This is a genomic window from Paenibacillus sp. 7523-1 (assembly GCF_002276415.1).
GTDB lineage: Bacteria > Bacillota > Bacilli > Paenibacillales > Paenibacillaceae > Paenibacillus > Paenibacillus illinoisensis_A.
In genome coordinates this window covers 329,846-342,129 of sequence record NZ_NPBR01000008.1, presented here as the reverse complement: position 1 = coordinate 342,129, position 12,284 = coordinate 329,846, and the positions used below count along the sequence as shown (strand labels likewise).

Annotated in this window: 19 protein-coding genes; 17 read left to right on the top strand and 2 right to left on the bottom strand. The window is 47.5% G+C overall.

Annotated features, from left to right (window positions below; translation table 11 throughout):
* The first annotated feature begins 61 nt into the window (after positions 1-61).
* The 10 genes from CHH60_RS10530 (at position 62) to CHH60_RS10485 (ending at position 6,631) form a co-directional block, all read left to right on the top strand.
* Entirely contained in the window at positions 62-919 is an 858-nt protein-coding gene (locus tag CHH60_RS10530) for an SDR family oxidoreductase (RefSeq protein ID WP_095359156.1), read from the top strand.
* Positions 920-1,035: 116 nt separating this feature from the next.
* Positions 1,036-1,617 (top strand): DJ-1/PfpI family protein, encoded by a 582-nt coding sequence (locus CHH60_RS10525; protein WP_095359231.1) that lies wholly within the window; start codon positions 1,036-1,038, stop codon positions 1,615-1,617.
* Positions 1,614-2,162, top strand: coding sequence for a GNAT family N-acetyltransferase (locus CHH60_RS10520; protein WP_255247886.1), 549 nt, complete (start codon positions 1,614-1,616; stop codon positions 2,160-2,162). Before CHH60_RS10525 ends, CHH60_RS10520 begins: the two co-directional genes overlap by 4 nt.
* On the top strand, positions 2,159-3,058 hold the full coding sequence (locus CHH60_RS10515; RefSeq protein ID WP_095359155.1) for a serine/threonine-protein kinase: 900 nt from the start codon (positions 2,159-2,161) through the stop codon (positions 3,056-3,058). The genes CHH60_RS10520 and CHH60_RS10515 overlap by 4 nt, the downstream gene beginning before the upstream one ends.
* A gap of 110 nt (positions 3,059-3,168) precedes the next feature.
* On the top strand, positions 3,169-3,534 hold the full coding sequence (locus CHH60_RS10510; protein ID WP_095359154.1) for a hypothetical protein: 366 nt from the start codon (positions 3,169-3,171) through the stop codon (positions 3,532-3,534).
* A 1-nt stretch (position 3,535) separates the two neighbouring features.
* A complete protein-coding gene (locus CHH60_RS10505; RefSeq protein ID WP_095359153.1) occupies positions 3,536-4,231 on the top strand; it encodes a GNAT family N-acetyltransferase in 696 nt (231 codons plus the stop codon).
* 91 nt (positions 4,232-4,322) lie between these two features.
* Positions 4,323-4,763 carry a hypothetical protein gene (locus CHH60_RS10500; protein ID WP_095359152.1) on the top strand — a complete coding sequence of 147 codons (441 nt, stop codon included), beginning with the start codon at positions 4,323-4,325 and terminating at the stop codon, positions 4,761-4,763.
* A gap of 24 nt (positions 4,764-4,787) precedes the next feature.
* On the top strand, positions 4,788-5,174 hold the full coding sequence (locus CHH60_RS10495) for a hypothetical protein (protein WP_095359151.1): 387 nt from the start codon (positions 4,788-4,790) through the stop codon (positions 5,172-5,174).
* Between the two features lie 98 nt (positions 5,175-5,272).
* Positions 5,273-6,055: a glutamate racemase gene (murI, locus tag CHH60_RS10490; RefSeq protein ID WP_095359150.1), complete on the top strand. Its 783-nt coding sequence runs from the start codon at positions 5,273-5,275 to the stop codon at positions 6,053-6,055.
* Positions 6,056-6,076: 21 nt separating this feature from the next.
* Positions 6,077-6,631 carry a histidine phosphatase family protein gene (locus CHH60_RS10485; protein WP_369680181.1) on the top strand — a complete coding sequence of 185 codons (555 nt, stop codon included), beginning with the start codon at positions 6,077-6,079 and terminating at the stop codon, positions 6,629-6,631.
* 71 nt (positions 6,632-6,702) lie between these two features.
* Here CHH60_RS10485 and CHH60_RS10480 read toward each other — a convergent pair whose 3' ends face one another.
* Together CHH60_RS10480 and coaA are read right to left on the bottom strand one after the other, a co-directional pair.
* The gene (locus CHH60_RS10480) at positions 6,703-7,065 is read right to left on the bottom strand and encodes a DUF423 domain-containing protein (protein WP_095359148.1); all 363 of its coding nucleotides are present in this window, start codon (positions 7,063-7,065) and stop codon (positions 6,703-6,705) included.
* Between the two features lie 61 nt (positions 7,066-7,126).
* Positions 7,127-8,056 carry a type I pantothenate kinase gene (gene coaA / locus CHH60_RS10475; RefSeq protein ID WP_095359147.1) on the bottom strand — a complete coding sequence of 310 codons (930 nt, stop codon included), beginning with the start codon at positions 8,054-8,056 and terminating at the stop codon, positions 7,127-7,129.
* Between the two features lie 196 nt (positions 8,057-8,252).
* Between coaA and CHH60_RS10470 the strand changes: the two genes are divergently transcribed.
* From CHH60_RS10470 to CHH60_RS10440, 7 genes are all read left to right on the top strand, one after another.
* The gene (locus CHH60_RS10470; RefSeq protein ID WP_095359146.1) at positions 8,253-9,038 is read left to right on the top strand and encodes a DUF3891 family protein; all 786 of its coding nucleotides are present in this window, start codon (positions 8,253-8,255) and stop codon (positions 9,036-9,038) included.
* Between the two features lie 149 nt (positions 9,039-9,187).
* Positions 9,188-9,682, top strand: a complete 495-nt coding sequence (locus CHH60_RS10465; protein ID WP_095359145.1) for an 8-oxo-dGTP diphosphatase — start codon at positions 9,188-9,190, stop codon at positions 9,680-9,682.
* A gap of 42 nt (positions 9,683-9,724) precedes the next feature.
* Positions 9,725-10,099 carry a YybH family protein gene (locus CHH60_RS10460; RefSeq protein ID WP_095359144.1) on the top strand — a complete coding sequence of 125 codons (375 nt, stop codon included), beginning with the start codon at positions 9,725-9,727 and terminating at the stop codon, positions 10,097-10,099.
* A gap of 142 nt (positions 10,100-10,241) precedes the next feature.
* The gene (locus CHH60_RS10455; protein WP_095359143.1) at positions 10,242-10,664 is read left to right on the top strand and encodes a GNAT family N-acetyltransferase; all 423 of its coding nucleotides are present in this window, start codon (positions 10,242-10,244) and stop codon (positions 10,662-10,664) included.
* 183 nt (positions 10,665-10,847) lie between these two features.
* Positions 10,848-11,333 (top strand): GNAT family N-acetyltransferase, encoded by a 486-nt coding sequence (locus tag CHH60_RS10450; RefSeq protein WP_095359142.1) that lies wholly within the window; start codon positions 10,848-10,850, stop codon positions 11,331-11,333.
* Positions 11,330-11,686, top strand: coding sequence for a cupin domain-containing protein (locus tag CHH60_RS10445; RefSeq protein WP_095359141.1), 357 nt, complete (start codon positions 11,330-11,332; stop codon positions 11,684-11,686). The genes CHH60_RS10450 and CHH60_RS10445 overlap by 4 nt, the downstream gene beginning before the upstream one ends.
* A 155-nt stretch (positions 11,687-11,841) precedes the next feature.
* Complete coding sequence (locus tag CHH60_RS10440; protein WP_095359140.1) at positions 11,842-12,273, top strand: NUDIX domain-containing protein; 432 nt, start codon at positions 11,842-11,844, stop codon at positions 12,271-12,273.
* Positions 12,274-12,284 lie beyond the last annotated feature (11 nt).

The following is a 12,284-nucleotide window of genomic DNA, read 5'->3' as shown; positions in this document are numbered from 1 at the left end:
AGTCATGTGATGGTAGAAATGGAGAAGCTAATCGATTCAATGGAGGAAGGTGGACGGGGAGATGGTACAGAACACTAAGGGGGAGACTGCACCTGTAGCGTTAATTACAGGCACCTCGAGTGGGTTCGGCATGCTTACTGCGATTACACTTGCCAAGCAGGGATACCGGGTTGCCGCAACCATGCGCGATCTGAGCCGGAATGAACAATTAGTCCAGCTGGCAGAACAAGCAGGCATTGCGGATCGATTGCATTATATGTGTCTGGATGTGACGGATTCAGATTCGGTACAGGCGGCTGTGGCGGCCGTGCTTCAGATGTATGGGCGAATTGACATGCTGGTAAACAATGCAGGATTTGCGATTGGTGGTTTCATTGAGGAAGTAACCATGGACGATTGGCGGCGGCAAATGGAGACAAATCTCTTCGGTCTCATTGCAGTGACGCGTGCGGTGCTTCCGGTGATGCGTGAACAGAAGCGGGGACTCATCATCAATCTCTCCAGCGTCAGCGGTTTGTCGGGGTTCCCGGGCTATGCGCCTTATGCTGCTTCCAAGTTTGCCGTGGAGGGTTTCACCGAAAGTCTTCGGCATGAAATGGCTTCATTTGGCGTAAGGGTAGTCCTGGTTGAGCCGGGAGCGTATCGCACACCCATTTGGAATAAAGGACTGGGTGAAATTCACCGCGATGATAACTCCCCTTATAAAGAAAAACTGGATGCGGTGCTTCGTTATTCTGCACATGCAGGTCAGACTGCGCCCGATCCGCAGGAAGTGGCTGACCTGATCGCCCGTATTGCACGGATGCGTGCACCCCGGCTCCGCTATGCACTCGGCAAAGGATCTCGTGTGCTCATTGTTGGCAAAACGCTGCTTCCGTGGAAGTGGTTGGAGTGGATTATTGCGCGTGCTCTGAAATAGGGCAGACCTTATAAATTTAAGTCAGGAGGGCTTGAGCTTGTTCGAAGTTATCGTGATTGGGTGAAGGAAGCGATGGAACGAGACGCGTCGAAATAAAAACATGGGAGGTTTTCACGTTGAAAATTGCTTTTGTTTTGTTTGATGGTTTAACTTTTCTTGATTTTGCAGGGTTTTATGATGTGATCAACCGGCTGAATTTCTTTGAACCAACCAAGGGCAGTACATGGGAAACATGCGCGATGACCGATCAGGTCACGGACGAATCCGGATTAGCGCTCCAGGTGGATCGAGTGAAGCCGGACTTGGGTGAGTACGATATGGTTTTTGTTCCTGGTGGCATGGGTACGCGCAAACTTCGGTTTGATGAGGCTTTCGTGGGATGGCTGAAACAGGCGGAGAAGGTTCCGATGAAGGTGTCGGTATGTACGGGCTCTTTGCTGCTCGGTGCGGCTGGTTTTCTTTCTGGTAAGAAGGCTACGACTCATCCTAATGTGTATGATCTACTGCAGCCGTACGCAGACGAGGTCATCCAGGCCCGGATTGTCAAGGACGGAAATGTCATTACGGCCGGTGGTGTCGCGACGTCAATTGATCTCGGAATTTACGTACTGGGATTGCTTGCCGGACGGGAGGCAGCCGAGAATGTGAAGTGGCAGATCGACTATCCTTACGAGATGCAAGGAGTGATCGAAGAATGAGCGAAGATATCAAGCAGAGCATGTTCACTATTCGCAATATTCGGCGTGATGAAGCGGATCAATACTGGTCTTTGCGTCTGGAGGCGCTGAAAAATCATCCGGAGTCCTTCGGAGCATCATACGAGTTGTCCGTTCAGCTTCCCATGAATGAAGTGCAGGATCGCATACATAACGAGCCCGATGATTACATCCTTGGAGCTTATACCGCAGAAGGAACACTGGTTGGAATGATGGGTTTCAAGAGAGAATACGGCCTCAAACTCAGGCACAAAGGATTCATCTGGGGTGTATACGTGGCTCCGCAATATCGGGGATATGGACTTGCTTCAAGGTTACTTCGAGAAGTATTGAAGCGGGGAGAGACATTGGAGGGCATCAGGCAAATTAATCTAAGCGTGGTTACGATAAATGAATCAGCCAGACGGTTATACGAAAAGTACGGATTCGAAACGTATGGCATAGAGAATTATGCTCTTGAAGTTGGGGGACAAGGTTATGATGAAGCCCATATGACATACGTTTATCCAACTGTGAGTTCCATATGATAGAGGCAGTTCATCTGGAAGTAGACGGGCATGCCTTCGTATTACAAGAGTCCCATTCTTTCGAATGGTTACGGCCACTGGGCAAGGTATTTCGCGTATTTGATCAGCAGGATTCCGGAAATATATCCTTTGGTATCATGCAGCAGGACGGAACAAGGCTCTTTGTAAAATATGCGGGAGCACGTACCATTCATGCGAATACACTCAATAGTCCGCAGGAAGCCATCCGAAGTTTGATGTCTTCTGTTTCAGTCTACGAGGATTTGAAGCATGACGCCCTGATTCGACTAAGAGACCATTTTGCAACGGAACGGGGTTATGTCTGTGTATTTGATTGGGTGGATGGAGAATGTCTGCATTCCCAATGGTATTTTCCGGCTCCAGCGAAATATGAAGATCCGCATTCACCGTATTATCGTTTCAGGCAACTCCCTATTAAGATGCAGATTCAGGCGATGGAGCAGATCTTGAATTTTCATATTGAGGTGGAACGAAAAGGGTATGTGGCTGTTGATTTCTACGATGGCAGTCTGATCTATGATTTTGAACAAAATAGGATCAAGATTTGTGATATCGACCTGTATCAGAAGGGTTCACTTACCAATACCATGGGACGCATGTGGGGCTCATCCCGCTTCATGTCTCCTGAGGAGTTTGAGCTCGGTGCTCCCATTGATGGAGTAACTAATGTATTCAACATGGGTGCCGCGGCATTCGTACTGCTTGGTGGAGAGAAGGATCGCTCATATGCCAAGTGGAATGCTGGAGAAGCCTTATATCAGGTTGTAATTCGAGCAGTAGATCCTGATCGAGCCCGTCGCTTTGCATCCGTGATGGAACTCGGTGAAGCCTGGAAGCTGGCGGTAAGACAGGATGAATGTATTACTGGTGAATGATGGATCAAAAAATTCAGTTCAGTATATTCCCCATTAGGAATGACCAGTTTGCATTCGTATCTCCCTGGAATATACCGTATAATGGAAATTAATGAGGGAGGTGCAGTTCTTTGTGCAGATATGCCATGTCAGGACCATACAAAGACACATATGCCTGTTTCGACTGCCGCAAATCATTTAAGCAAATATCGAGACATGATCTCGCTCCTGAAGTGTATGAAAGGCTTGAATTTAAATGCCCGCAGTGTGCGGCACCCATGGTTAGCATGGGACAAGATTTTAGAGCACCGAAGCAAAGCGATCTGAAACAATGGAAGAAGGTAGCGATTCTTTATCGCCACGGATTCACCTACCATAGTTGTGGCTGCGGGCCCGGATATCGTCCGGCTGAATTGCGGCAACTGCCCGAGTTTCTGGAAAAGTCCGTTCATAAACGAAGTGAAGGCGAGCGGTTATTACTAAGGCTGGTTAAATAATATGGATCGCCTATTCAATATTGAACCGTCTGACTTGATGAAAATACAGGCACAGACCTTATATACGATGAACATGCAGCAGCGTCTGACTGGTATTAACGAACCGGAAGGCGGGCATGCGCCTGCCTTGTTTATTGGCATGACTTCTGCTGGACTTCTGCCTTATTACCATGAGCACCTGCCGCCAAACCTTACGGATCAGCTGGCGACTGAAGCGAAGCTTCCGCTTGACATTCCGAAGCTGCTAGGGACGATCGAGGCTTATAAGCCCGTCAAGCATCTATGGATGGGACCTGCATTTGTCTTCCGGGAGAAATGGGACAAGTGGCATTCACGTGTGCAGCTTATTGACCGCCATCAAACGTTTTTGCTGGAAGAGCATTTTCCCGATCTCATCGGGCGATTGCATGCAAAAGCACCTGTAGTTGCTTATGTTATTGGAGATTCCGCCGTAGCCGTATGCTGCTCTGCCCGAACTTCGGAGCTGGGCGCAGAAGCGAGTCTGCATACCATTCCTGCGTACCGAGGACATGGATATGGGGTGGAGACGGTCAAATGCTGGCAGTACCACGTGCAAGAGAGCGGACGCATTCCTCTCTACAGTACATCCTGGGACAATCTTTCCTCGCAGCAGGTGGCCCGCAAACTGGGACTGTATCAATACGGCATGGATTTCAGCATAACGACTTCGTCATAGAGGGTGAACCCGGTGATTCGGACATATGTACAAAAGGATCTGCAACATGTCATTGAAGCTCATATCCGTATTTACCGGGAGGAGTATAATTATGAAGACAGAACCTGAATATGCGCAGAATACCATTACGGGAGTCCAGTTTCGTGGAACGTTTTGCTGGTATGTAACTGAGCGGGAGTACTGGTTTTTGAATGTGGAGATGGAGGAACGGTTCGGCATCGAAATACTGAACGAGGAAACCGCTGCAGCATTCCTTCATGCCATTCAGGACGAGCGGGTAACGGCCGCAGAGCTGCAAGACTGTCTCTATGAATTTAGGAAGCATCATCCAGAAGATGACGAGTGGTTGAAGTTTGTACCGTCATTCCTTGTGGATTTTGACCAAAGGCAGTTTTGCTCCATGTTTCCCGAGCCGGCGTCTTTCGAACATTACATGCCTCAAGGCTGGATTGGATCCTATGTGGATTTCCTGGATCGTGTGCCAGAGGAGCAGCGATACTGGGAAATGGATGGCAGCTCCCTGTTTCGTTAAACTTTTGTTGAAAGGCGTGGTCCGATGATACGTAAACATTTGGTACGCAGCCTGGTATCCCTGAGTATTGTATTTGTGGTGGGAGCGTGCTCGGTCCAGACCGAGGAACAGAGTATATCAGGGATGATTGAGCACAGCCTGCAGGAGATGGTTAATGAATCTGTAATCATGAGCAGCAGTAATCCTAACGATTATATTGCAGGTAACCGGGAGGCATATGGATTAATCCTGAACACCGGTGAGGAAGGGCTGGATGTTCTTTTACAGAAACTGGAGTCCAGCTCCGATAACGGCCTAAGGGAATGGATTATGGCTCAGGCAAGTACGGAGATGCTCGGGGAGCAGAATTCCGTGAACGAGTGGAACAGTGGCAAAGACTGGCTTAGACAGTATAAAATGAGTGAAGAATAGTAATTCTCAACAACAATCCTCACCTCCAGTCATCATGAGCAGGAAATACAGGTTCCTGGACCTGGTACCCAAAAGAATACGTTATAGAGGTGAAACCCTTGAATAAGAAAATTGCATTTTTTGACTCGGGCATCGGCGGTTTAACCGTCCTGCATGAAGCTTTGCAGCAGCTGCCTGAAGAACAGTTTTTGTATTATGCAGATACGCTTCATGTCCCCTACGGAACCAAATCGGCTGATGAAGTAAGAGGGCATATCTTTGATTGCGCGGAAGCGATCGTGCGGGAACATGTAAAAGCTATCGTGGTTGCCTGCAACACGGCGACAAGTCTAGCGGTTAAGGATTTGCGTGCCAGGTATGATATCCCTGTCATCGGAATGGAGCCTGCGGTGAAGCCGGCTGTAGAGATGAACCGTGAAAGCGGGAGGAGAGTTCTTGTATTTGCAACGCCATTAACCTTGAGTCAGAGCAAATATAACGAACTTGTATCCCGCGTGGATGACCATCACAGTGTGGATTCCATGCCACTGCCTGAACTGGTGGAATGGTGTGAACAGCTGGATTTTGATCCGGAAAAAAGTGCTGCGTATTTTCGCCGGAAACTGGCTGATCTGGATCTGGATTCATACGGTACGGTTGTACTTGGTTGTACACATTATCCGTTCTATTCACATATCCTCCGGACTGTACTTCCGGAACATGTACAGATTATTGATGGCAGCGCAGGCACGGTCAACCGTCTGAAGCATTTGCTAGAGTTGACGGAGCAGCATGGGAAGAGACCGGAGGAGCAGGTTACATTTTTGAGTTCAGGAGGACAATTGGAAGATCAGGAGAAAATGAAGGCTGCTCTTCGGTATCTCGACACGATGTCCGGATGAGCTGTACCAGAGGAGGGGAGAATCCTGCAATCGATCTACCTCATTCGTCACGCCAAGGCAACAGGACAGGAACCGAATGCAGAACTTACAGATGATGGTCTTCGTCAGGCAGAGCGTTTGGCGGAGAAACTTGCTGTTCATTCCATAGCTTACATTGTGTCCAGTCCGTGGAAAAGAGCGCTCCAGACGGCAGCCCCGCTCGCCAGAGCTGCATCTCAACATATACATACCGATGAGCGTCTTCAGGAAAGAGTGCTGAGCACTCGCCATCTGGAGAACTGGATGGAAGTACTTGAACGGACATATACGGATGAGAACTTCGCAGAAGAAGGCGGAGAGTCGTCAAGCATCGCGACCGCACGTGGGATGGAAGTGCTGGAGGAATGCTGGAGTCGCCCGGAGCAATCTGTGGCTGTTATAACTCATGGCAACATACTATCTCTGCTCCTTCGCCATTATCAAAGGTCCTTTGGTTATGAAGAGTGGAGGCTGCTAACCAATCCCGATGTATATGTGCTGGAACGACAGCGAGGAGAGCAGGGGCCACCTTCCATTCGCAGAATATGGACAGATTAAACAACAAAGAGTGCTCCAGCGATCATCTACATCGGCTAGAACACTCTTTTTCGTTTACAATCCGTTCTGTATTACAGAACGGCAATGATGACCATGACCCATCCGGCAAGGAATGCGACTCCGCCAAGCGGAGTGATCGCACCAAGTTTGCGGACACCCGTTATGCTTAGTGCATAGAGACTGCCCGAAAATAGGAGGATGCCTGCGAACAGCAGCCATCCGGCTGCCATAATGAGCGAAGACTGTTCCAGGCGGTCCGCAATCGAGCCTAGAAGGATCAATCCGAGACCGTGGGCAATGTGATACTGAACTCCGGTTTCGTATATTTTGATCATATCTGCAGATAATTTTCGCTTGAGCGCGTGAGCACCGAATGCTCCGAGAGCTACGGCGAGAAACATCATGATACTACCGAGTACAACCAAGGTTTGCATAGGCTATTGTCTCCTTTAGTAGAGGGGTAGTTTGATCATCGATACAGCTTGCTGACAGCAATCAAAGTTTGCGCAGTTTAATGTGCTGAATCGAGTGGTCGGCTTCTTTTCTTAGGATCAGTCTGGCACGTCCCTTGGTTGGCAAAATGTTCTCGTGCAGATTCTTGGCGTTAATGTCCTGCCAGATCTGACTGGCCGTCAGTACAGCTTCCTCTTCACCAATGTTGGCAAAGCGGTCATGGAAGAAGGAATCTGCATTCTGAAATGCGGTGCTGCGCAGCAGCTTGAAACGTTCAATGTACCAATGACGGATGTGCTCCTCTTCTGCATCAATATAGATGGAAAAGTCAAAAAAATCGCTGACAAGCAGCGGTGTTTCCTTTTTCACCTGCAGAACGTTAATGCCTTCAATAATCAGAATGTCCGGTTGGCAGATCGTTTGCTCTTCTCCTTGAATGACATCATAAGCAAGGTGGGAGTACACTGGAGCTTTTACTTCAGGTTTTCCCGATTTTACATCGCCCATGAACTGAATAAGAGATTTGATATCATAACTTTCGGGGAATCCCTTCCGGTTCATGATGCCTTTCTCTTCAAGTATGGCATTGGGATATAGAAAACCGTCGGTCGTAACGAGGTCAACCTTGGGTTTGTTTTTACCTCTGGCGAGCATGGCCTGGAGCAAACGAGCTGTCGTACTTTTGCCCACGGCAACACTGCCCCCAATTCCGATGATGTAGGGAGCGGGAGATTGTTCCTTTTTCAAAAAAGAAGCCGTTAATCGATTCAATTCACGTGAAACTCTTGCATATAAGTCAATAAAGTGGGTAAGTGGTAAATAAATATCCTCCACTTCCTGAATGGATACTTCTTCATTCAATCCCTTTAGTTGTTCCAATTCGGCTTCCGTCAGTGGAAGGGTGGTCTGATGTTCTTTCAGTTCAGCCCATTCCTTGCGGTTAAACTCGATGTAAGGAGAGTATAAATTCATGAGATCCCGCTTTCTGTATGTAATGTAATCAGTGACACAATCTTTAGTGTACCAAATTTCAGGCAACTGACAACACCTTTACATTTGCAAATTTGTTATGCCGTCCGGGCGAAGAAGAAAAAGTGAAGTGATAACGGGACAATTTATACCAGTATATGTAAAAGTTGAAGTATACCATGCGGAAGGGTGACAGCAAATGATCGTATATGAGAGAGAGCATGACTTTGTTTTGACCGCACAGCATGAGCATGGACAAGTAGCCGGCGTGATGGCTTCCCACTGGAAAGATGAACTGCTTGCTGATTCCCGTCACCGGGAGGAGCTTATACTTGCAGCAAGAGAACACGACCGTGGCTGGATTGAGCTGGATTCCGCACCTTTTTGGAATGATTACAGCCAGTCCCCGTATTCGTTTCGGGATTTCCCGTTACGTCCGCGTTTTGTATTTTACCAAAAAGGAATTGACGAAGTCCGTGAAAAAAGTCTGTATGCCGGGCTATTGTGCAGCATGATGTACACGGAGCTTTTTCAGAACACCTTGGGTGCTAACCCTATCGATGATGACGATATCAGGGAATATTTGAAGAAAGAACAACGTTTTCAGGAAGATTGGCAGCAGCAGCTCGGCGGAGGAGATGAACTCAAGCGCAGATTGCAAAGTGACCTGGAGATCATGTTATTCTGTGATCAGCTAAGCCTTTTTCTCTGTATGGAGGAGCCGGGAACCCCCGCATCGCGCTATGATTTTTTTGCAGAGGGACTAAGCTGCACCTTCGATGCCTGTGGAAGAGAACCGATTCGGGCTGAATGGATCTCAGGTGATAAAGTAGGACTCTCTTACTTTCCATTTACTCAGGAATTCACAGTTGGTCTGCCTTACAAGTCGGTACCCAAAGCGAGTATTCGCAAATTTGGCCTGCTTCAGGCTTATCGTCGTGCCGAGTGGAAAGAACGCAGAGTATTGATTACAAGTATGGACTGAATCATAAAGGATTAATAGCAGGCCTCGAAGATAAATTCGAGGTCTGTTTTGCTTTTGTTTTTTTATCCTAGCGAAGAGGCAGGAAAATTCAAGGGATGACCAGAAATGTTAATGTACAACCAAGTGAGAACAGCGGCAGGAGGATAATGATGAGTACCAGAATTGACATATTTACGACGTGTATGGTGTGGGACAAGCACAATGGCAAGGTTTTGTTGATGAACAGACCTGATCGTAAGGGGTTTCCAGGATATATTGCGCCGGGGGGCAAGGTGGATTTCCCGGAAAGCATTGTGGACGGAGCCATGAGGGAAGTGAAGGAAGAAACGGGACTCGAGGTCCGTGAGATTACATACAAAGGGTTGGATGAGTTTTGTGATCCCGAGCAGGGACTGCGCTATATGGTTTTTAATTATCTGGCCACTTCATTTGAAGGTGAATTATTGCAGGATCCACCTGAAGGTGAATTGCTGTGGATCCCGGTGGAACAGGCGCTTGAACTGCCTATGCAGGATTGGTTTGCAGAACGATTCCCGCGCTTCTTTCAAGAAGGTACATTCGAACGAAGCTTGATTTGGGAAAAGTCGACGAACCGTACGCTAAAAGAAACGTTTATGATGTATACCGATGCGGTATTGAGATAGAGAGCAGTAAAATGATTATGAGTGCCATAGGGAGATGACATAATGGGATACCAAGAAGCACTTGAGGGATATATCGCAGCAACGAATACACATGATTTTGATGAGGTGAGCAAATGGGTTTCGGCAGATGCGGTGTATTGGTTTACAGACACCTCCTGCACCACAAAGGAAGCCATTCGTTCCTATTTTGAACAGGCTTGGGACATGGTAAAAGAAGAAGTATATACAGCAGAAGATCTCTCTTGGATTGCGGTGAGTGAGACACAGGCTGTCTGCATTTACACCTATCATTGGGAAGGTATTTACCAAGGGAAGCCGGCTTCCGGGAACGGTCGAGCGACGAATGTGTTTGCTGCTGGGCCGGATGGAGAATGGAAGTTAATTCATGAGCATCTAAGCGCAGGGGAAAAACGGTAAAACTTCACAAAAGAAATCATGAATACGGTAGGGTTAAGAGCGTACTAGGGACTAGAACAGAATGTATCATCCATTTTCATGTATACGTATCCATATATTGTGATATAATGAGGTTTGCTTTTTTTGAAGGGAGGGGTGAGCGATGAGAATCTCGTACCGATCGAATTTGGACGGAATAGGCGTGGAACAACTGAGCGAACATTTTTTTGATGGCTGGCCTAATCCACCGTCGAAGGCGACTTTTTTGAGACTGTTGGAGCAATCGTATGCAACCGAGCTTGCAGTGGATGATGAGACAGGGAAGGTCATAGGCTTTATTCAAGCTATTTCGGATGGGGTACTTAGTGCATACATTCCATTGCTGGAAGTGGTGCCGGAGTTCCAAGGTAAGGGGATTGGGACAACGCTAACAGAGAGGATGCTGAAGAGGCTTCAGGGTTTGTACATGATCGATCTGTTATGTGATACCGAAACGCAGCCTTTCTATCAGAAGCAGGGAATGCGCAGAGCCAGCGGCATGATGGTCCGCCATTATTCTAATCAGAATGGATCAACGTACTTATAGTAAATAGGAATATAAGATGTTTCAATATGACCAGATTAATAGAGAGGGCAAGATGTATTTCGCTATTGATCCTAGTGCCAACGTGTGACGAGAATCATCTCAAATTTAGCGTTTAAGCTGATACATAGGCTTCTGCAAACGGGCCGTAAATGAATATTGTACGATGAAAAGGTGGAGATCCGCATGAGACTAACGTTCCGAATACTGGATTGGGAAGAGGAGAAGCCCTATGAACTTTTGCTAATGGCTGATCCCTCCAAAGCCAAAGTAGACGAATATTTAAGTCGTGGTCTATGTTTTATCGCCGAATATGAAGGCGAGATGGTAGGCGAATTTGTTTTGCTTAAGACCCGGCCCGAGACTGTTGAGATTGTTAATATTGCCGTTCAGGAAGAATTACAGGGACAAGGTGTCGGCAAGCACATGATTAAGGAAGCGATTGAAGCAGCAGGCAGGCTGGGCTGTCGTACTGTCGAGATCGGAACAGGCAATTCCAGTTTTCATCAGTTGAAGCTGTATCAGCGCTGCGGTTTTCGCATTATAGGAGTTGATCGGGATTATTTTGTAAGACATTACGATGAAGAGATTATTGAGGACGGCATTCGCTGCGTGGATATGATCCGCCTGGCGGTGGACTTGGATACTCTAGCGGAGGAAAGCAACAAGTGAGAATTTATCGTGTAGCACCTGAAAATGCGCGAAACGTTACGGCTTTTGGAAGTAGCGGAGCAGAAATTACGCCAATACTTCGAAACACCTCGGGTTGCCTTGTGTCTTATCTCAAACTCACTGGCGGCGGAGAATTGGGTCTTCATCCGGCTGTAGGCGAGCAGGTGTTTCTGGTGCTTGAAGGTGAAGGCTGGGTTGAAGGTGAAACGGGTGAACGTGCAGTTATCCAAGCTGGAGAAGCCGCATTCTGGATGGACGGTGAGAACCATCGTTCCGGTTCGGAACATGGGTTAACGGCCATGTTGATCGAAGGAAGTGAGCTGGATATTCGTTTGTCCTTGTATGCTAAATGAATCTGAAAAGGGGAGTGTGAAGCCTTGAGTATGCTCTGGGTGGTCGTCATTATAACGGGGTTAATCTTCACTCCATCGTTTTATCAGATGAATAAGCGGATACGAAAATTGGAGGAACAAGTCAGATACCTCACGGATGAAGGAAGGGGTCATTCATGAATCAACATACACATTTGGGGGTATATGGTCTCATTCGATGGTGCGACAAGATATTGTTAATTCATAAAGCACGAGGAGCATATAAAGGGTGTTGGGATCTTCCTGGTGGCAGACTGGAATTCGGAGAACAGCCGGAGACTGCCCTGCACCGCGAAATTGAAGAAGAAACGGGACTTACAGATGTGCTGGTGACCATTCGTTCTGCGGAATCCACTGTTGTGAATTGGATGTATCAGGAGGTGCCTGAGGAGCTCCATCATATTGGCATTTTGTATGATGTGCAGTTGAAGTCGGACAAGCAGGCAAGTGAGATCAGGAAAGGACCGGATGGGGAAGATTCATTGGGTGCGGCCTGGTTTGCAATGGAGCAGGTTCAGCAGCTATCCTTAACCCCATTTGCATTACATATGATTTATGGACGTAGTTAAGAGAGGGAGTT

Bases quoted from the DNA above. Each gene is read 5' to 3' on its own strand.
- CHH60_RS10440 (WP_095359140.1), top strand. From the start codon at position 11,842: ATGAATCAACATACACATTTGGGGGTATATGGTCTCATTCGATGGTGC.
- coaA (WP_095359147.1), bottom strand. From the start codon at position 8,056: ATGAATTTATACTCTCCTTACATCGAGTTTAACCGCAAGGAATGGGCT.
- CHH60_RS10520 (WP_255247886.1), top strand. From the start codon at position 1,614: ATGAGCGAAGATATCAAGCAGAGCATGTTCACTATTCGCAATATTCGG.
- CHH60_RS10530 (WP_095359156.1), top strand. From the start codon at position 62: ATGGTACAGAACACTAAGGGGGAGACTGCACCTGTAGCGTTAATTACA.
- CHH60_RS10450 (WP_095359142.1), top strand. From the start codon at position 10,848: ATGAGACTAACGTTCCGAATACTGGATTGGGAAGAGGAGAAGCCCTAT.
- CHH60_RS10500 (WP_095359152.1), top strand. From the start codon at position 4,323: ATGAAGACAGAACCTGAATATGCGCAGAATACCATTACGGGAGTCCAG.
- CHH60_RS10495 (WP_095359151.1), top strand. From the start codon at position 4,788: ATGATACGTAAACATTTGGTACGCAGCCTGGTATCCCTGAGTATTGTA.
- CHH60_RS10465 (WP_095359145.1), top strand. From the start codon at position 9,188: ATGAGTACCAGAATTGACATATTTACGACGTGTATGGTGTGGGACAAG.
- CHH60_RS10455 (WP_095359143.1), top strand. From the start codon at position 10,242: ATGAGAATCTCGTACCGATCGAATTTGGACGGAATAGGCGTGGAACAA.
- CHH60_RS10460 (WP_095359144.1), top strand. From the start codon at position 9,725: ATGGGATACCAAGAAGCACTTGAGGGATATATCGCAGCAACGAATACA.
- CHH60_RS10515 (WP_095359155.1), top strand. From the start codon at position 2,159: ATGATAGAGGCAGTTCATCTGGAAGTAGACGGGCATGCCTTCGTATTA.
- CHH60_RS10480 (WP_095359148.1), bottom strand. From the start codon at position 7,065: ATGCAAACCTTGGTTGTACTCGGTAGTATCATGATGTTTCTCGCCGTA.
- CHH60_RS10470 (WP_095359146.1), top strand. From the start codon at position 8,253: ATGATCGTATATGAGAGAGAGCATGACTTTGTTTTGACCGCACAGCAT.
- CHH60_RS10505 (WP_095359153.1), top strand. From the start codon at position 3,536: ATGGATCGCCTATTCAATATTGAACCGTCTGACTTGATGAAAATACAG.